The organism is Seonamhaeicola sp. ABD4_175, assembly GCF_056160885.1.
In genome coordinates this window covers 34,258-55,956 of record NZ_JBSWYC010000001.1, presented here as the reverse complement: position 1 = coordinate 55,956, position 21,699 = coordinate 34,258, and the positions used below count along the sequence as shown (strand labels likewise).

The 21,699-nt window shown below is 33.3% G+C and carries 12 protein-coding genes; all 12 read left to right on the top strand.

Going from position 1 to position 21,699, the window contains the following annotated elements; all coding sequences use genetic code 11:
- Positions 1–8: 8 nt before the first annotated feature.
- Entirely contained in the window at positions 9–2,045 is a 2,037-nt protein-coding gene (locus tag ACXAG4_RS00235; protein WP_475294077.1) for a right-handed parallel beta-helix repeat-containing protein, read from the top strand.
- A gap of 7 nt (positions 2,046–2,052) precedes the next feature.
- On the top strand, positions 2,053–3,357 hold the full coding sequence (locus tag ACXAG4_RS00230) for a glycoside hydrolase family 117 protein (protein ID WP_475294076.1): 1,305 nt from the start codon (positions 2,053–2,055) through the stop codon (positions 3,355–3,357).
- Between the two features lie 4 nt (positions 3,358–3,361).
- The gene (locus ACXAG4_RS00225; protein ID WP_475294075.1) at positions 3,362–4,123 is read left to right on the top strand and encodes a 3-keto-disaccharide hydrolase; all 762 of its coding nucleotides are present in this window, start codon (positions 3,362–3,364) and stop codon (positions 4,121–4,123) included.
- 169 nt (positions 4,124–4,292) lie between these two features.
- On the top strand, positions 4,293–7,496 hold the full coding sequence (locus ACXAG4_RS00220; RefSeq protein WP_475294074.1) for a glycoside hydrolase family 2 TIM barrel-domain containing protein: 3,204 nt from the start codon (positions 4,293–4,295) through the stop codon (positions 7,494–7,496).
- Positions 7,497–7,510: 14 nt separating this feature from the next.
- On the top strand, positions 7,511–9,199 hold the full coding sequence (locus ACXAG4_RS00215) for a hypothetical protein (protein ID WP_475294073.1): 1,689 nt from the start codon (positions 7,511–7,513) through the stop codon (positions 9,197–9,199).
- A 51-nt stretch (positions 9,200–9,250) separates the two neighbouring features.
- Complete coding sequence (locus ACXAG4_RS00210) at positions 9,251–10,777, top strand: alpha-L-fucosidase (RefSeq protein WP_475294072.1); 1,527 nt, start codon at positions 9,251–9,253, stop codon at positions 10,775–10,777.
- 87 nt (positions 10,778–10,864) lie between these two features.
- Positions 10,865–11,758 (top strand): family 16 glycosylhydrolase, encoded by an 894-nt coding sequence (locus tag ACXAG4_RS00205; RefSeq protein ID WP_475294071.1) that lies wholly within the window; start codon positions 10,865–10,867, stop codon positions 11,756–11,758.
- Positions 11,759–12,108: 350 nt separating this feature from the next.
- Positions 12,109–14,355 (top strand): chondroitinase-B domain-containing protein, encoded by a 2,247-nt coding sequence (locus tag ACXAG4_RS00200; protein ID WP_475294070.1) that lies wholly within the window; start codon positions 12,109–12,111, stop codon positions 14,353–14,355.
- 12 nt (positions 14,356–14,367) lie between these two features.
- Positions 14,368–15,381: a polysaccharide lyase family 7 protein gene (locus tag ACXAG4_RS00195; RefSeq protein ID WP_475294069.1), complete on the top strand. Its 1,014-nt coding sequence runs from the start codon at positions 14,368–14,370 to the stop codon at positions 15,379–15,381.
- A 169-nt stretch (positions 15,382–15,550) separates the two neighbouring features.
- Positions 15,551–17,821 carry an alginate lyase family protein gene (locus ACXAG4_RS00190; RefSeq protein WP_475294068.1) on the top strand — a complete coding sequence of 757 codons (2,271 nt, stop codon included), beginning with the start codon at positions 15,551–15,553 and terminating at the stop codon, positions 17,819–17,821.
- A 5-nt stretch (positions 17,822–17,826) separates the two neighbouring features.
- Complete coding sequence (locus ACXAG4_RS00185; protein ID WP_475294067.1) at positions 17,827–18,201, top strand: cupin domain-containing protein; 375 nt, start codon at positions 17,827–17,829, stop codon at positions 18,199–18,201.
- 411 nt (positions 18,202–18,612) lie between these two features.
- The gene (locus ACXAG4_RS00180; RefSeq protein ID WP_475294066.1) at positions 18,613–21,696 is read left to right on the top strand and encodes a SusC/RagA family TonB-linked outer membrane protein; all 3,084 of its coding nucleotides are present in this window, start codon (positions 18,613–18,615) and stop codon (positions 21,694–21,696) included.
- Positions 21,697–21,699: the final 3 nt, after the last annotated feature.

Below are 21,699 nucleotides of genomic sequence, written 5' to 3'. Positions count from 1 at the left end.
CCCAAAACATGAAAGCAATATTTCAATTTTTATTTATAATAGGAGTATCTTTTTCTGTTTTTGCTAAAGATTATCATGTAGATGCCAGTAATGCTAAAGCAGGTAATGGTTATAAAGAAAACCCTTTTAAAACAATAGCCCAAGCAGCCAAAATATTAAAAGCTGGTGATGTTTGTTACATACATGCGGGAGTTTATAGAGAACAGATTGCACCCCAAAACTCGGGCACAAAAAAGAACCCCATAATATTTACTAATTATAAAAATGATGTTGTAATTATTACGGCAACCGAAACCGTTACAGCTTGGGAACAACACCAAGGTAATATATACAAAGCCCAAAATGTAGTGATGGCTTTAGGCGATGGTAACAATGTTTACTTTAACAATAAAAAAATGCAAATTGCACGTTGGCCTAATGATACTGATGATAATGAATATTCATTAGATGCTAAGTTTATTGATATAACCAAAGGAACTTGGTCAATGTCTTTTATAAGTAATAATGAAATTCCTGATTTCGATTGGGCGGGAGGCATCATTCATTATTTAGGAGCGCATAGCGGATGTAGTTGGGAACGCACTATTACAGGATACGATAAAGATTTACATAGGGTACATTTTGAAACCTTACCGAATAAGTGGCCTTTCGGAAAAACACATAGTCCGCAACGTTTTGAAAATGGTCATAGAGGTATGTTTTACCTAATGAATAAGTTAGAAGCGCTTGATACCCCTAACGAATGGTATTATGATAAAAACAAAAAAACACTTTATTTCTATGCGCCTGAAGGTGAAAATCCTAATAAGAGTTTAGTAGAGGTGGCAGTTAGAAAGAGCACAGTAAATATCAAAAGTGATAATGTTCATTTAAAAGGCTTAAACTTTTTTGGAGGCATGATTACTATTAATGGCAACGGCAATAAGGTTGTGAATTGCATGGTAAAACACGGTGCAGAAAGGTTGATAACCAATTTAAAAGGAGCAGCTGTAAGTGATGCAGCTATTCAAATTAATAGTGGTTTTGAAAATAGTATTGAAAAATGTGTGTTAGAAAATGGCTCTGTAAACGGTATTATTTTAGGTAAAGAAACTGAAGCGTGCACAGTTAAAAATAACATTGTGCAAAATTTTAATACAATAGGAATTCACGCTTGCTTACTTAGTAGTTATGGTAATAGAAACAAAATAATTCAAAACTCATTTTATGGTTCTGCCCGAGATGGCGTAAAGGTAACAGGAGATGATAGTGAATTCGCATATAATCACGTTCAAAAGTGTTTAATTTCTGGAGCTGATGGCGGATTATTTTACGTAACAGGAAGAAGTATTCCTAAAAACATAGAGTTACATCATAATTGGTTTCACGATGCCCATTCCGATGATAATCATGCGGGAAAAAAGGCAACAGGCATTTATTTAGATAATAATGCTGCCGGATACATTGTACATCATAATGTGGTTTGGGATGTAGAATGGGCTGGGTTACATTTTAACTGGGACGCCATTCAAAATGAAATATATAACAATACTTTTTGGAATGTTGGTCCTCCAAATGAAGCCTTAATAAATTCTTGGGTCCCTAAACGTAATGACCATCAAACTAATGTAAAAGATAATACGCTTTATAATAATATTTCTGATGTGCGTCCTTGGTGGGATTCAGGAAACGGTAAGCATTACAGAGTTGATGAAAAAGAATTTAAAGGAAAAGAGGCTGATAATGTTTTTAAAAATAACGAGCAGTTTGCTACAATTCCTTTTAGTACAGAAAAACACACACTTTTTATGCCTTTAGAAAATCCAAAGTTAATTGATAAAGGAAGAAAAATTGGCAAAATAACCAAAGGATACAAAGGTAAAGCACCAGATTTAGGTGCTTATGAATATGGCGGTAAATATTGGAAAGCAGGTGTAAATTGGGAGCCAAATAATTTTGCTTGGAAAGTTAGTAAAGGTTATTTAAATGTTGGAATTACTTCAATAAAAAATAACCAATATGAAGGAAAGACCAGTAGAACAGTTAAAGAACTACAACTAAACTAAAAGCAACATGAAAAACAAAATTTTATTAATATTAGTTTGTTTTATGTTTTTCTCGTGTGAGAAAAGTGTGAAAAGCGAGCAAAATGAAAATGAAAGTGAAGAATTAAATTCTAAAGACGAATTCCCATTTTTTATACCTGAGGAAAAACCAAACCGTCCTTTAAGTAAAGCCGTAGAGCGTAATTATGATGCTTATGAATCTATTCGTCCTGAACAGAATGAATTATACACCCAGTTTAAATATACCAAGCTAAAAGGCTTTGATTATAACGGTGGAGATGGTACAATTACCCGTAGAGACCCTTCAAAAGTAATTTTTGAAAACGGAAAATATTACGTATGGTATACAGGAAGAAAATCGCCGGTAAAACCAGTAGGCATGTCTAGAGCTAAAGAAGCAACAGATGTGATACCTTCAGCAGATTGGGATTTGGCAGATATTTGGTATGCCACTTCCGAAGATGGTTTTAGTTGGGAAGAACAAGGAATTGCTGTTACTAGACCTCCAAAACCACAACCAGGGTGGCGTTCTGTAACTACTACAGATATTTTAAAATTTAAAGGGAAGTATTATTTGTATTTCCAAGCCTTTATGGAGGCTAGTGGATTACGAGGAGATTTTTGTCCGGTTTCGGTAGCTTGGGCAGATTCACCAGATGGCCCTTGGCATCATACAGGTAAAGTGGTTTTACCTAACGGACCAGAAGGGTCGTGGGATCAATATTCCATACATGATCCGTATCCTTTAGTGCATGATGGTAAAATTTATTTGTACTACAAAGGTGATTTTGATAAGAGACCGGAATTAAAACCATCAAAAATACGTATGCAAGGTTTAGCCATTGCTGAAGATCCATTGGGGCCATTTGTAAAACATCCTTTAAATCCGGTTATCAATTCTGGCCACGAAACCACATTGTTTCCTTTTAGAGAAGGCGTGGCAGCTATTGTGCAACGTGACGGACAAGAGCATAACACCATCCAGTATGCCGAAGATTGGGTGAATTTTGAAATTGCTTCTATTTCAGAATTGTTGCCATTAGCTGGAGGACCTTACGTTCCCGATGCGTTTACCGATACCAAAGATGGACGGGGTATTACTTGGGGAATTTCACATTTTATCAATGCCGATGGTAATTGGAATCATACTGTATTAACACGTTTTGATTGCGATTTAAGTTTAGATGTTCACGATGATGAAATGAAAAAACATTACTATACATATCCACAAGATTTCTATTATAAAAAACATGGTTTAAGCGCTAAGCAAAAGAAGAGGATTCAAAAGGAAAACAAAGAAATGGTAAAATAGCGCTATGAGAAGAATTAGAAATATTGTCAATATAATAGTTCTTGTATTATGTTCGTGCTACTTACTTGAAGCTCAAAACACATATCCTGTGTTGCCTAACGGTTGGCATGTACATGACGAGCAAAGACCTATTCCAGAGAAGGTAACCCCAGGAAAAACAGACTTGCAAGCACCTTCTGATGCCTTTTTATTATTTGATGGGAAAGATTTTAGCCAATGGGAAAGTATTAATAATAAGTCTATTGAATGGAAGCTAGAAGATAACTACATGGAAGTAGTTCCAAAAACCGGAAGCATTCAAACAAAAAAAGCTTTTGGAGATATCCAGTTACATTTAGAATGGTCAATTCCGTCTTCGGCATTTGCAAATGGTCAGAAAAGAGCTGTTGGTGGCGTCTTTTTAATGGGCTTGTACAAAATTCAAATTGCTCATTATCTTGAAAAGAATTATGCCGATGGTATGGAAGGCGCCATTTACGGTCAAAATCCTCCATTGGTAAATGCCTCAAAAGAAATAGGAGAGTGGCAATCTTATGATATCATTTTTAAAGCACCAGTTTTTGAAAAAGACAAACTCGTATCACCAGCTTATTGTACCATTTTGCAAAATGGTGTGTTGATTCAAAACCATACTGAAATCTATGGTCCGGCGGCTTATAAGGCAACAATCCCTTATAAATCCCACCCAAGTAAATTACCTATTATGTTACAAGATCATAAATGTGACGTACGTTTCAGAAATATTTGGGTTAGGCAACTTAATTAGAGTTGAAATTGACAATATTATTTAACAAGGAAATAAATTACTGTTAAGTTTAAAACTTTTGATTTAAAGAGGGAAAAAATAATTTAAAAGACATTAAAGAACTTTGAATTCACAATGTATATTAAAATACAGTTATAAATACTTTAAATTTAGAAGAAACCAACAAACAATGATAAATAAAACAAAATTTATAAAACATGTACTTTTTACTTTAATTAGTACGCTTTTAGTACAAAATAGTTCAGCACAAGAATTCTGGAAAGACAAACAAGTGTATACCGTTGGTACGGAACCTCATGCTGCTACACATTATATATTTCCAGATACAGCTTCGGCATTAAAAGGAGAACATGAAGATTCGCCTTATTTCCAAAATTTAGTAGGTGATTGGAAATTCAATTGGGTAGAAAAAGTTGCAGATAAGCCAAAAGATTTTCATTTACCAACATATAATGTGGACAACTGGAAAACCATTCCTGTACCTTCATGTTGGGAACGCCAAGGATACGGAGTACCATCTCATCGTGGTTTAGGGATGTTGGTAAGAGCGGAAAAGATTAAGATTCCGGATGTTCCAGAAGATAATCCTGTGGGAAGTTATAGAACCACTTTTGAAATTCCTGAAAACTGGAAAGACCGAGAAACCTTATTACATTTTAATGGTGTTTCAAGTGCGTTTTATCTTTGGATTAATGGTGAGTTAGTAGGATATGACGAAGATTCTATGACCAGTTCTGTATTCAATATCACACCTTATTTAAAAGAAGGTAAAAATACTCTTGCGGTACAAGTATATCGTTGGACGACAGGTAGTTATTTTGAATCAGGAGATACTTGGACATTTAGTGGAATATTTAGAGATGTATATCTTCAAAGTCGCCCTAATGTTAGAATTCGTGATTTTTTCTTCACTTCAGATTTGGATGAAAACTATAAGGATGCCGAATTAAATGCTAAAATTAAAATTTTCAATAACAGTGAGGCTGTAGCTAAAAATTATCAAGTAACTATTGATGTGTATGATGATGCAGGAAACTTAATTTCAGAATCTGGAAAGAATAGTCCTAAGTTAGGTTGGCGCATGGGCAATTTGGGTGCTGAAAGTATTTTAGAATATTCTACTAAGATTGAAAATCCAAAGCTATGGTCGGCAGAATTTCCTAATCTGTACACTATTGTCATGACGCTTAAAGATGGTGACGGAAACATTAAGGAAGTTACAAGAACACCATTTGGTTTCCGTGAAGTAGAAATGAAAGATTTACAAGTACACATCAACGGGAAGCCCATAAAAATAAAAGGAGCCAACCGAGGTGAATCGCATCCAGAAACTGGAAAAACCTTATCTGAAGAATCCATGATTCAGGATATTTTGTTGATGAAGCAAAACAATTTTAATGCGGTACGTTCTAGCCATCACCCCAATGATCCAAGGTGGTACGCCTTATGCGACAAGTACGGATTATATGTGATGGACGAGGCTCTAGAATCACCAGATTATTTCATTCGTGGAAACGGATTACCAGGTAGTGATATGAGTTGGATGGCAACAGCATTAGATAGAGCGGTAGCTATGGTAGAACGCGCTAAAAACCATCCTTCTATCATCTTTTGGTCATTAGGAAATGAATCTGGTTTTGGGCAAAACTTTGCTCTAATGAGTGATTATATCCGTCGTTTTGACCCATCACGATTGATTTCTTACGATGGGAGGGAAACTGATTGTTGGGCGCAAAAAGACTATTTTGATATGAATAGTTCTATGTATCCATTTATTGAAGATGATGAAAAGCAAAAACACTGGAAACTTTTAAGCTTTTGGGCAAATCCTAAATATGATAAACCTTATATCATGATTGAATACGCCCATGCGCAAGGAAACTCTTTAGGTAATTTTGCTGAATATTGGCGTGTGGTTGAGCAAAACCCGTCGTTTATTGGAGGTTATATTTGGGATTGGGTGAATCAAACCTATAATACCAAAATGCCAGATGGTCGTGTGCGTCAAAGTCAGCGGTTAGATTATCATCCAGTGGACAGTCTTTCGGTAGATGGCGATTTTTCCGAAGTTATAAAATTAGATAATGAGTGTGCTAAAGGAGCTGTGTTTGCAGACCGAACGCCTAAACCAGCAATGGAAGAAATGAAAAAGGCGCAGCAATACATTGGAATAAGTGCGGTTGAAAATAAGAAGAACGTCTATCAGATTGAAAACAAATATTATTTCACCAATCTTAGTGATTTCGTTGGAAACTGGAAGTTGTTAAAAAATGGTATGGTCATTAAAGAAGGTAATATTTCAGAATTAAATGTAGCCCCGGGAGCATCAACTGAAATTACGTTAAAACTTCCGAAGTTGGATGCCGAATCAGAATATAGTTTAAATTTTAGTTACCGATTGAAAGCACCAACCTTATGGGCTGAGGCAGGATTTGAGGTGGCAAAAGAAGAAATCATACTTCAAAAATGGACACCAACTGAAAATGAAGCTTCGGACACTGTATCGGTTTCAGAAACAGATAATACATTCATAGCTTCTGGTAAAAATTTTAAAATAAGTATTGATAAAGAAGAAGGAGTCATCACTTCAATTGTATCGAACAAAAGAGAGTTAATTGCTCAAAATGGAGCTATAAAAGGCCCTTCTTTAAATGTATATCGCTCACCAACTGAAAATGATAGACCTTATAAGCAACCTTGGAAAGATGCAAAATTGAAAGACTTAGAATATAATGTGCTTTCAGTTAATTCAAAACAAATAAATACATCTTTAGCTTCTATTACTGTGGTTAGAGAATTCAAATCAGATTCCGGAAGCATCAAACATGAATGCGTATACGATATAAGTGGACAAGGTAAAATTACATTAAACAATAAGATAACGCCTTCAGGTTTCAAAAGTTTAGAAACCTTACCAAGAATTGGACTAAAATTAGGCCTTACACAAGGGCTTGAAGACGTAAAATGGTACGGCCGTGGTCCGCAAGAAAATTATCCAGACCGTAATGAATCTGCTTTTATAGGAAATTATAAATCTACCGTTTCTAATTTGTTTGTGCCTTATTTATATCCTCAAGAAAATGGGGCGCGTTCAGATGTACGTTCTTTAGAAATAGCGTTTAAAAATCAAAAGAAATCAGCTTTAAAAGTAACCTCAAATTCTCCTTTTGTGTTTTCAGCATTGCATTATGATGCTAGTGATTTAGATAGAGCCATTCGTCCGCAATTCTTAAAAGAACGAAAAGAAACCATTTTATGTATAGATGCTGAAATGTTAGGGTTAGGAAATGCCAGTTGCGGCCCAAAGCCTATGAAGCAGTATTTAGTGCCAGTAAAACCATATGAATTTAGTTTTACATTGAGTTTTAAATAAAACAGGATCTAACAATGAAAAGAACAGCAATTTTATACATCCTGTTAATTGGGAAATTATTCTCTTTAAATGCTCAGGAAATTGAAACTTTACCTAGGTATCCTATTCTTACCAATATGGTGCATCATAATCCTGGTGAACCTCGGTTTATTACAAAATATAATAACCCGGAATACATTAAAAAAATAGGTTATAAAGCGCAGGCTCCAAAAATAGAAATTCAATGTGCTTTAACCTATGATGATTGGCAAGAAGGCATTGTTCCTAAAAAAAGTCAAGAACGCGCTTGGATTGAAAGGCATGGTGCAAGAATCAATAGATTAATAGATTTGCAAAAGGAAGCAGGCCTAGAAGTATATCCGTTTACTGATGTATTGGTAGTGCCTAAATCTATAATGGAAACCTATGGCGAAGAGATGAAAAAGGATGGGGAATTATCCATCCATCAAGCCAGAACTCAAGAAATTTTAAAAGCTCAAATTGCTGAAATATTTGAAAGATTTCCGAAGATAGATGGATTAACCATTCGGTTTGGAGAAACCTATTTGCATGATACACCTTTTCACCAAGGAACCAGACCCGTTTACGCGCCCGAAGATCACATAAAATTTATTAATATTTTAAAAGAAGAAGTCTGTGTAAAAAGAAACAAAAAGCTGTTTTATAGAACTTGGGATTGGGGAAAAGTAAAAAGAAAATTTCACCTAATTCCAGAAGTGTATTTAGAAATCACTAATGCTGTAGAACCGCATCCTAATTTGTTTTTTTCAATAAAACACGTCAATGGAGATTTTTTAAGAAATAACCCTTTTAATAAAACGGTTGGTATTGGTAATCATCAACAAATTGTAGAAATATCGATGAACCAAGCAGGCATGTACGGAAAAAATGCGCATCCATATTACATTGGCAAAGGCGTAATTGAAGGTTGGCCAGAAATGGAAAATAAAAAAGGAATTCGAGATTTGTACAATAACCCTCAAGTAAAAGGTTTTTATACTTGGACATGGGGTGATGGTTGGTACGGTCCTTACTTTGATAATGAGTTTTGGTTAGATTTAAACAATTATGTGATTAGAAAATTCACTAAAAACCCACAAAAAACGGAAGAAGAATTATTCAATGAATATGCTAGTTCTTTTTTAAAGATGTCTTCTGAAAACATCGAAAAACTTCGTGAGTTATGTTTATTGTCTGTAGATGCGGTATTTAAAGGGCAATCAACTTCTATTATGAGAATGCGACCTTGGTGGATTAGAGACCATTTCTTTTCTGCCGAAGACATGTCCAGATTCGTAAAGGGAGGTGTTGTTAAAGAGGTTTTGGCAGAGAAAAAAGAAAACCTCAAGACTTGGTACAAAATGGAGAAAATAGCCAAAACTATTTCATTACCCAATAAAGAAGATGAAGAATTTTTAAAAGTTTCCACTACATACGGACGTATTAAATATGAATTGATTGAATTGATATTTAGAACCCAAATCATGTTTGCGCAAATGGATACGGGAAAAGATTTCAATTCTAACGAAGCAAAAGATATTTTAGATACCTACAAGCAAAAATGGGATGAGTGGTATAAATTAAAAAGAGAAAACCCTTGTTGCCCTTCACTTTATGTAGATTATGAAGCCATTCATTGTCAGGGTAACGAGCCGTTTTTAGTTTCAATAAATAAATTAAAATCGCTATTGGGAAATAAATAAAACTATTTCAAAAACTATCATAAATGTCAAGGTTAAAAATAAATGAATAATATGGGTAAAAATAAAATAACTCTTCTCTTAGTACTAATTATAATTACTGCATCATGTAAACAGGAGAAAAAAGCGATTAAAAGTGATGAATCTATTACTTACAAACCAAATTTTGAATCACTTTCAAAACACGGTGCAGCACCAGAATGGTTTGCAGATGCCAAATTAGGAATGTACTTTCATTGGGGGCCATATAGTGTTCCTGCTTTTGGTAGTGCGTGGTACCCACATAATATGTACAAAGACAACAATCGTGTTCGAAAACATCACGAAAAAACCTACGGTAGTATTCATGAATTTGGTTATGAAGATTTTATACCTATGTTTAAAGCCTCACAATTTAATCCAGATGATTGGGCAGAATTATTTAAACAAACAGGTGCAAAATTTGCAGGACCAGTAGCGCAACATCATGATGGTTTTGCCATGTGGGATAGTGAAGTAAACCCTTGGAATGCTGCCGATATGGGCCCAAAGCGCGATATTTTAGGTGATATTTTTAAATCTTTAAAAAGTAAAGGTTTAAAAACTATAGCAACATTTCATCATGCCCGTAACGGACAAAGAAATAAAGATAAACCAGATATGTGGAAAATAGCCTATGATAGTCATTACCCATATCACCCAGATTTACCAACAGCAACAACAGACCCTAAATTGCGTAAACTATTTGGTAATTTTGAAACTATACAGGAGTTCAATCAGTATTGGCTAGACCAAGTGAATGAGGTTGTAGATAAATATAGTCCAGATATTTTATGGTACGACTCATGGTTAAATTTAATTCCAGAAGAAAAACGTAATCAAATGGCTGCCCACCATTTTAATAACGGTTTAAAGCATAACAAAGAAGTTATGTTGGCTCATAAACAAGAAGATTTACCCTTAGAATATAGTGTTTTAGATTATGAACAGGGTGGAAGAAGAGACTCATGGCCAACACCATGGATGACTGATATTACCCTTGGAAAAAGCCGTTGGATGTATGTAGAAGGCCACCCATATAAAAACGCCAGCTTAGTAATAAGAAACATGATTGATGTATGGAGTAAAAACGGCATAGTTTTATTAAATGTTTCACCAACTGCCGATGGTGTAATAAATAAAGAACAAAGAGATGTATTAAAAGAAATAGGTAATTGGATGAAAATTCATGGCGAAGCCGTTTACGGCACACGGCCGCATACCATTTTTGGTTATGGAACTGCCAGTGCTGGCGATGGACACCACGGTGGGCAATCTGCAACAGTTAATTACACCGCAAATGATGTACGTTTCACAGTAGCTAAAGATAAGAAGGCTATGTATGTGTTCTTCTTAGGAAAACCAGAGGCAGGTAAACGCATATCAATGCGCTCAATAGGAGGCTATCACCGTAATATACCACCTTCAAAAATTAAAAAAATTGGCCTTTTAGGTTCTAATGTTAATGTTGAATGGCAGTTAACCTCTGGCGATTTCTTTTTAACAATGCCAAATAAAGATTTAAATGAAATGGCTACCGTTTTTAAGTTTCATTTAGAATAATGGTAAGTTAAATACGCTAATTGCACATTTGTTATTTTAAGTAAAACATTTGTTGTTAAATATTATAAGGTATTTAAATAATTTTGAATGAAACATTTAATAAACAACATGAAATTATTTAAACACTTTGCATTACTAGCATTACTTTTTTTTATAACATCAATTAATGCACAAAAAGCACCTTATTTTTTAAAAGGAGAAGACCCTAAACCAAACGTTGGAAAATGGAAATTAGTAAAAAATATGTCTGATGAATTCAACGGTAAAAAAGTTGATGAAAAAAAATGGCAAATTTCTGGTCAAGGTTGGATTGGTAGAGCTCCTGGTTTATTTCAAGCTGAAAATATAAAAGTTAAAAATGGCAAGCTTCAAATTACAACAAAAAAACTTGCTAAACCCATTGTAAAAAACGGAAAAACATTTACACACGGTGGTGGTTATGTTGGTTCTTATGAAGGGATGACTTATGGGTATTTTGAATGCAGAATGAAAGCAAATAAAACATTTATGTCTTCTACATTTTGGTTAATAAATGAAGGACGAGATAATAAAGGGTGCGATAAAAGAACCACAGAATTAGATATTCAAGAATGCGTAGGTGAAATAGTAAATGATGCTGCTTGGATGAAAGATTTTGATCAGAAAATGAATTCTAACACCCATAGTAGAAATATACCTGAAGGCTGTGATTTTGAAAAAGGTTCTAACAAAAGTAGTGGTCAAATAGGAGGAAAAGTCTATGATGACTACCACGTTTACGGTGTTTGGTGGAAAAGTAAAGACGAAGTATTATTCTTTTTAGATGGTAAATTAGTGAATAAAGTTACACCACCAGCTGATTATGATATTGCTATGCACTTGCGTATGGTTGTTGAAACATATGATTGGAACCCTGTACCAACTGATGGTGGTATGAATTACTCAGCCGAAGACCGCACAACAAGTTATGACTGGGTACGCACTTGGAAATTAGTTAATTAAAACAATATATAAAGCACTTATAAAAGCACTCTTTTTTAGAGTGCTTTTTTTGTTTAAAGAAGCGCTTATCAAATGTTTAACATAAAAAGAATTTGGATTTTAAATATTTATTGCTATTTTTGGAAAACCAATCTGGTTTACCAATTTGGTTTTCCAGATATGATAATGTAACTATAGTTTAGTTGATTATATTTTGAATAGTTGTTTAGTTGTTAAAAGAAAGTCTTTCTTTATTGAGGGCTTTCTTTTATTTTAATCTTTAACATGTAAATTAAAACGGTATTATAATGAAGAATTTTGTGTTGTTAGCGTTAAGTATAATTTTGATTTCTTGCACAGAATTAACATCTGTGAAAAATCAAATATTAGTAAAAAACAATTCAGAATTAAATTCAGTAATACAAAAAGCTCAACCAGGAGATGTAATTGCTTTAAAAAATGGTTCATGGAAAAATGTAGTTATAAATTTTACAGCTAACGGAACAAAAGAAAACCCTATTACCCTAAAAGCAGAAACCCCAGGAAAAGTATTCATTGAAGGTGTTTCAGAATTAAAATTTGGAGGGAACTATTTAATTGTTGATGGTTTGCATTTCAGAAATGGTTACGCGCCATCTGATGCTGTGGTAGAATTTAGATTAAATAAAGAAGCCATTGCTAACCATTGTGTGTTTACAAATTCAGTAATTGAAGATTTTAATAAAATGTCACGTGATGATGCTGATAGATGGGTGCAGTTTTGGGGCAGACATAATACCTTAAGCAATACATACATTGCAGGTAAAACTAACCGTGGGCCAACCATTAGAGTAGATTTAAAAGGGAATGAGCACATAAACAATTACCATCAAATTTTAAATAACCATTTTGGGCCAAGACCACCAAAAGGAGGCGCTAGCGGAGAAACTATTCAAATAGGAGACAGCTACACTTCTATGGCGCCAAGTTACACAATGGTGGCAAACAATTTATTTGAAGAATGTAATGGCGAGGTTGAAGTTATTTCAAGTAAAACTAATTTTAACCAGTTTAGAAATAATGTGTTTTATAAAAGCGAAGGGTCTTTAGTAACACGCCATGGAAATTATTGTACCATTGATGGTAACTATTTTATTGGCGATGGTAAAAATGAAAATATAGGCGGAATTAGAATTATTAACACAGGCCACTGGGTAACAAACAACTATTTCTATAATTTAAAAGGAAAAAGTTTTAGAAGCCCCTTGGCGGTAATGAACGGTATACCAAAATCGCCACAAAATAGATATAATCAAGTAACCGATGTGGTTGTGGCTTACAATACGTATATAAACTGTAAATCGCCATGGCAATTTGGTGTAGGTCAAAATTTAGATCAAGAAGGTGTATTGCCCAAATCTGAAATACGCTCAGCAAGACCTATTAGAACTTTGGTAGCTAACAATGTGTTATACAATGAAGTAGCTGATAAAAATCCAATAGTTGCACATGATAAAATTGATGGTGTAACATTTAAAAATAACGTAATTAATAATCAAGGGGAAGCATTTAAACCTCAAGAAGGGCTTCAAAATATTAGTTTTAAGTTACATGAAGTGGCAGAAAATATAGTGTTGCCAATATCAAATTTTAAAGTTGAGCCATTTCATGGTTTTGAGTTTGATAAAATAAATAAAGACCTTTTTGGTAATTTAAGAAGCGAAAAAAATAGCATTGGGGCAGTGGTAAACCCAAATGCTAAAAACCCCTTGATTTTAGATAAAACTAAGTATGGCCCAAGCTGGTTTTCAAATGAAATTGAAGAAACTAGAGCAAACACTATTCAGGTAAATAGTGATAACAATTTTCAGGCTAAAATAAACCAAGCTCAGTCAGGTGATGTTATTTTATTAAGTGAAGGCGTTTTTAATATCAATAAACCTCTTGATGTTTTAAAAAACATAACAATAAAAGGAGTAAGTGCTTCAAAAACAATTATAAATTATACAGGTGCACCAAATACGCCATTATTTCAATTACAACCTAAAGGCTTTTTAACATTAGAAAACGTGTCTTTAAAAGGCACTGGAACACAGCAAACTTTTGCCAGTTTAAAAGAGAATATGTACACGCATTTTGGGTTAACAGTTAAAGGTTGTGAAATAAGTAATTTTAATTATGCTTTAAAAGTTTATAAACAAACATTTGCAGAACGTATTACTTTTGAAAACACTTCTATTTCTAACTGTGAAAACGGACTAGAATTATCTGAAGAAACAAACGATAAAGGCGATTATAACACCGAATATTTAACCATAAATAACTGTAAATTTAATAACATAAAACAAAATGTTATAGATTATTACAGAGGTGGTTATGATGAGTCTACCATTGGCGGAAACCTATTAGTATTTAACAGTACTTTTCAAAATTGCGGAGCTAAAGAACAAAACAAAATTTTACTTAACACAAGAGGTATTGTAAATGTTAACATAAAGGGCAATACCTTTAAAAATAACCCTGTAAAGTTAGTAGCATTACTTTGGGGCGCTAAAAATAACAGCCATTCAAATAATACAATATCAAACTCGGGTAAAATTGTAGTTGAGCAAAATTTAAAGCAAACCTTAATGTATTAAATATTTCAGGTAATGAAAAGAAGTTTTATAGTCATCGTCATATTTTGTGCCACAGTAGCTTGTAAAAATAATTCTAAAAACAATATAGAAACTACAACAGCTTTTGCAGAAGAAAAAAAATACCCAAGTGATGTAATACCTTTTATGGAAAAATGGAAAATTCTTTTAGGTGATGGTACAACTTCAGAAGATTTAGTGAATTTTCACAAAGAAAATTTTTTCTATGTTGAAAATGAAAATAACACAAATTGGGTAGTTTACAAAACACCAAATGCAGGAATAACGTCTAAAAACTCAAGCAATACAAGAACAGAGTTAGGTGAAAAAAAACGTTGGATTCCAGAAGAAGGTGGTAAACTAACAGGTACTTTAAAAGTGCAACATGTATCAACAACTGGCGATGCCACTGCGCGTTCTTCATACTCGGTAGTAGTTGGTCAAATTCACAGTGATGAAGGGCATGAAAATGAACCTTTAAAAATATATTACAAAAAATTCCCTAATCATGAAAAAGGTTCTGTTTTTTGGAATTATGAAATAAATACAGCAGGAGAAAATGATGGTCGTTGGGATTTTTCAACAGCAGTTTGGGGACATGATTTTTCGGTGCTTGGTGAAACAGCAAATTCTTATCCAAAAGAACCAAAAGATGGCATTGCTTTAGGTGAAGAATTTAGTTATGAAATTAATGTATATAAAGGTGTAATGTATTTAACCTTTAAAAGTCAAGGTCACAAAACAAAAACATTCACTAAAAACTTATTACAATCAGATTTTGCTGAAGAAACTAATATTCCTCAACAAGTAAGAGATTGGTACTCTACAAAAAGACGCGTTGGAGTAGAGCGAGATAGTGCATATGCTGGCGAAAAACAATTTTTTAAACAAGGTGCTTATAATCAAGTAAATCCAAAATCTACAAAATCTAAAACCTATAATGGCAATATAGATAAGCAATATGCTAATGGTAGTTATGCTGAAGTGTGGTTTAAAGAAGGAACTATAGGAGAGGCAACAAAGCCTTAATGTTAGCTGGAAACAATATGTTATTTCTGTTAGAAATGTATTAGAAAGCTTCAATAAAAAAATAATTAACGGTGTTAAGCACAAGAAAAAATTATTCAATAAAAAGCGGAGTTGATTAATTTGTTTAATACCGTTTAAATTACACAAATGTTTATTACTCAAAATCTTTATGCAAAAAAGTCTAAAAAAAATAGGTGTAGTTCTTTTATTAAATATTGTAATATTTTCGTGTAAAGAACCCGTAAAAAAACTAATTAACACAACAAAAGTTTCTCAGCATCCTAGTATTATTTTAACAAAAAACGGTGTTGAATCAATACAGCAGCATTTAGGTAATATACCTATGTTCGACGCTTCGTTAAAAGAAACTCAAAACGAGGTTGATGCCCAAATTAAAAAAGGCATAGATTTACCAATTCCTAAAGATTATTCTGGTGGTTACACCCACGAAACACACAAAAAAAACTATTTAACGGCGCAAAAAGCAGGGGTGTTATTCCAAATTTTAAATGAAGAAAAATATGGTAATTATGTAAAAAACATGTTGTTAGGATACGCAAAAATGTATCCAACATTACCAAAACATCCGCAACCACGTAGTTATGCTCGTGGTAAGCTTTTTTGGCAGTGTTTAAATGATTCTAATTGGCTAGTGTACATGAGTCAAGCTTATGATTGTATTTATAATTTTTTAACAGAAGAAGAAAGAAACACACTAGAAAACAATTTATTTAAACCTTTTGCTAATTATATTTCAAAAGAAAATCCGCAGTTTTTCAATCGCGTACATAACCATAGTACATGGGGTAATGTGGCAGTTGGTATGATTGCTTTAGTAATGGATGATGATAGTTTATTACAGCGCGCATTATACGGTTTAAAAGATGTAAATATTGATAAAAACTTGAAAGATAATGATGGTGGTTATATAAACAGAAATGGTAAAGTTGGTTTTTTTGCTAATTTAGATGAGCCATTTTCACCAGATGGTTATTACACCGAAGGCCCTTACTATCAGCGTTATGCGTCTTACCCTTTTTTAATATTTGCCCAAGCACTTCAAAATAAAAAACCAAGTTTAAAAGTGTTTCAGTATAAGGATAGCGTACTTGTAAAAAGTGTTTCGGCATTAATTAATTTATCAAATGCCAAAGGTGATTTTTTCTTATTAAACGATGCACAAAAAGGCATGTCTTATCATGCAAGATCATTAGTGTCTGCTGTAGATATTGCATATCATTTTGGTGGCAACAACCCAGAGCTTTTAAGCATTGCCCAAAAACAAAATATGGTAAGTTTAGATGATGCAGGATTAGCTGTAGCTTTGGCAATTAAGCAAGGAAAAACCAAAGCGTTTAATAAAAAGTCAATTGAATTATCTGATGGCCCTGAAGGAAAACAAGGTGCTGTTGGGGTTTTAAGAAGTGAAGCTTTAGAGGTAGTTTTTAAATATACAGCACACGGTTTAAGTCACGGGCATTATGATAAACTATCGTTTGCATTATTTGATGAAGGTGATGAGGTTGTGCAAGATTACGGATTAGCACGTTATGTAAATATTGAGCAAAAAGGCGGTGGAAACTATTTAAAAGAGAACAAAACATTTGCAAAACAAACTATTGCTCACAATACTTTGGTGCAAAATGAAACATCGCACTTTACAGGTAAATATGATATTGGTAGCAAGCATCATTCAGAGAAATACCTTTTTAATGTAGAAAATGAAAATGTACAGGTTGCCAGTGCTAAAGAAAATAATGCTTACCCAGGTACAGAACTGCACCGCACCATTGTTACTTTAAAAGATGAAGATTATAAAAACCCGTTTGTTTTAGATATTATGCGGGTTGCATCAAAAACTTCAAATAACTACGATTTGCCATTTTATTATTTAGGGCACATAATGCAAACAAGCTTTAAATATTCTAAGTTAAAAACACCAGTAGTATTAGGCAGTAAAAATGGTTATCAACATCTGTATAAAGAAGCATCAGCTGTTTCAACTGGAGAAAACATAAAGCTTAATTGGTTAAATAACAACAAGTTTTATACATATACAGCGGCAACTTCAAAAAATGACACTATTATTTTAGCACGTATTGGTGCTAATGATCCTGAGTATAATTTAAGGCAAGAGCCTGCATTAATTTTAAGAAAAAAAGACACCAAAAACGCCTTATTTGTTTCAGTAATAGAATCACACGGAACCTACAGCCCGGTTTCAGAATTTGCTGTTAATGCTTATAGTAATATTAAAAAAATAGAAACGGTATATAATTCAAAAACATATACAGCGGTAGGTATAGAGACTACAAACAATAAAAAATATTTATTCATTATTGCTAATGAAAATGCAAATAAGCTTAAAACACACAATCTTTCTATAGAAGGTAAAACATTTTCATGGAAAGGAGCGTATACATTAATTAACTTAAAATAAATAGTATGAAACGATTTAGTGAAAAGTACATTATAACCAAAAACATAGAATGGGAAGCACTAGGAGGCGGTGTTTCTAGAAAATTTTTGGGCTATGATAACCAAATAATGATGGTTAAAGTGAAGTTTGAAAAAGGGGCCTTAGGTTCACCACATAAACACTTTCACACACAAGCAACGTATTGTGTCTCAGGTATATTTGAATTTGAAATTGATGGCATTAAACAAATTGTTGAAGCTGGTGATGGGGTATATATTGAGCCTAATTTATTACACAGTGCAGTTTGTTTAGAAGAAGGGGTTTTAATAGATACTTTTAGCCCTGTTAGAGAAGATTTTTTAAGTGGCAATGGTGTGTCTTACTTTGGAGATAAAAAATAATTATAAAGCGATTATAAGCCAGCGTTTTAAAAAACATAAATACTTGATGTAAAATTTGAAATTTAGTTTGTTTTAACAAAAAAATAACATATATTTGGAAAACCAATCTGGTTTACCAATTTGGAAAACCAAAAAACAAATCTAAACTAAATGTATAACTCTTCTAAAAACATCAATTTATTTATGAGAAAAAAATAAAAAAAAGGACAGGTGCACGCCTATCCTTTTTAAATCATTACTTCTTTTCGGAGGGAAGTAAATTACACACAAATGCTAAGCAAATCATGTGTTTTACAAAACTACTAAAAAAAGTTAAACAGTATGAGCTAAAGTGTTAGTGTTAATTGGTTAAAAGTGTAATAGTGTTAAAAAAAGCTATTCACAACAAAAATTAAACTAAAAAGACAAATTATGAATTTAAAAATTAAGCTAACTCTTATTGCAGCATTGTTTTTTAATGCTGTATTATTTGCACAAGGCGAAATTAATATTTCGGGCACAGTTGTTTCTGCAGCCGATAATATTCCAATTGCCGGTGTAAATGTTATTGTTGTTGGTACTACAAACGGAACTACTACTGATTTTGATGGTAATTTTCAAATTAAAGTAAAAAAGGGAGCTGCAATACAGTTTTCTTATGTTGGTTTTGTAGCCCAAACGCGTATAGTGGGAGATCAATCTGTTTTCAATATATCATTAGCTGAAGATGTTTCAGCTTTAGATGAGGTTGTTGTAATTGGATACGGAACTCAAAAGAAATCACATTTAACAGGAGCTATTTCTAAAGTTGTAAATGAAGACTTAGGGCAAATTGCTGTAGCAAGGGTAGATGATGCTTTAGTTGGCCAAGTATCTGGTGTAAACATTCAGGCTAGTTCTGCAGAGGCAGGAGCTGCACCAACAATAACCATTAGAGGTTTTGGCTCTATTACGGCTGATTCTGGTCCTGCAGTTGTGGTTGATGGAGTTATAGTGGACTCAAGTTTTCTTGGAAATTTAGATATGAATGATGTAGAATCTTTTGAAATTTTAAAAGATGCAGCATCCGCAGCTATTTATGGTAGTGAAGGTTCCAACGGGGTAATTTTAATTACTACAAAAACAGGAAAAGAAGGAAAAACAAAATTTTCTTATGATACGTATGTAGGTTACAAACAAGCTTTTGGAAGCGATGATTATAAGAAAAGTGTTGCAGATTGGGCAGCTAGAGAGTTAGCTGCAACCGGAGAACTTTCTGAGCAAACACAATACGCACAAAAGTTAGTTGAAGTTACTGGTATTGATAGAGATTGGCAAGATGTTTTCTTTAATGGAGGCTTCATTCAAAGTCATTCATTATCAGCTAGTGGTGGTACAGATAAAACAAAGTTTACAACATCTTTAAGATATCTTCATGATGAAGGTGTTGTAATTACAGATGATTTTAAATTATACACAGCAAAACTTAAATTAGATAGTAAATTAGGTAAAAAATTTAAGTTTGGGTTAAGTGCTACGCCTTCTTATTCTAAAAGAAGAGCATTACCAACATCGGTTCACAACCCTATAAGACAATCACCTTGGTTACCAATATATCATACAGAAGAAACTTTACAATTTATAAATAGAGATGCGTATCCTGATGTTGGAGTGGGCGATTATTTTTATGAAAATCATTTAGTTGAGTTAGATTTAGATGGCAATGGAAGTGATAGTAGACCTCGTACCTCAGGTGATGCTAACCCTTACGCACAATATGTTGAAAGAGAACACTATGAGTTTAATACAAAACTTTTAGGTAACACCTATTTACAATACGAAATTACTGATGGTCTGTTAGCTAAAACATCTTTAGGTGTTACTTTAGAGCAGCGCAAAAGAACAAGATGGGATGGCACAAAACATCATGCATCAGGAAATAGTAGAGCGCAGTATTTACTACAAAATAGGTTTAGTACAAGGTTAATTTCAGATAACACCTTATCGTACAATAAACAATTTGGTAAACATGAAATTAGTGCTTTAGCAGGTTTCACAATTCAAAACAGAAGAGCAGAATTTAGTCAATTAACAGGTACAGGATACACCAATGATTTACTTAAAAATTTACAAGGTGCTACTACTGTTGTTGCAGATGGAGAATACACAACTGTTCAAAACAAAATAGGTTATTTCGGTAGACTTTCTTATGTTTTTGCAAATAAATACTTAATAAATGCATCGTTCAGGCGAGATGGGAGTTCAGTCTTTGGTAGAGATACTAAATGGGGTAATTTCCCAGCAGCTTCTTTAGGTTGGAATGTACATAACGAAGATTTTTTAAGTGAAAGTGATGTTTTAAGTAAATTAAAACTTAGAATTAGTTATGGTCTTACAGGTACTGAAAGATTTAGTGTTGGTAATGATTTAATTAATTCATGGCCTTATTTAGCACAGTTAAATAATACTAATGCCATTGTTAATGGCGGAATAACTACAGGGTTTTCGCCAACAAATATTGCTAATCAATTATTACAATGGGAAGCTTCAGAAGAGTTTAACCCAGGTATAGATTTTGGATTTTTAAGAAATAGAATTTCAGGGTCATTAGATTACTATGTTAGAACTAGTGATAATTTATTACTAAACACTCCGGTATCATATATAACCGGTTTTAATACAGGTATAGCTAATTTAGGTAAAGTAGAAAACAGCGGATGGGAATTAGAATTAAGAACCAAAAACATAGCTAATGAAAACTTTACATGGAATACCACGGTAATAGCTTCTACAAATAAAAATGAATTACTTGATTTTGGTGAGTCTAATGGTGCTTTAACTGAAGACGGATGGGGAAGAAACTCACAATGGATTAATTCTGTTGGTAACCCAATTTCATCTTTTTATGGTTATGTAGTAGATAAAGAATTAGCCAATGAATATTGGGATTCACCATGGATACCAATAAACGGTGTATCTGAAGATGTTATTGTAAAAGATTTAAATGGAGATGGTTTAATTACTGATGATGATAAAACAATTATTGGTGATCCTTATCCAGAAATTGTTTGGAGTGTTACTAACGATTTTAAATATAAAAACTTCGACTTTTCTTTCATGATTCAAGGTAGTCAAGGTGCCGAAGTTAAAAACATAGGAGACCAATATTTCTTTACACATTGGCAAGGTGCAACTTCAGATGAACAAGCCGTTGTTGATGCAGGAATAATACCTGATGCATCATTTCTAAAACCAAGAGTACAAACTAATGATGTTGTAATGAGTGCTGGGTATTTTTCATTAAGAAATGTAAATATAGGTTACACATTACCACAAGATTTTGTAAATAAATTTGGTGTTACTTCATTAAGGCTTTATGCTACAGGTCAAAACTTATTATATATCACTTCTGATGATTATCATGGGTTTAACCCTGAGTTTGTTGATAGTAACAACACACCACAATCTTATGGTGCACAAAGAGCAGGTACACCATTGTTCCGTACCATGTCATTTGGTTTAAATGTTAATTTTTAATAA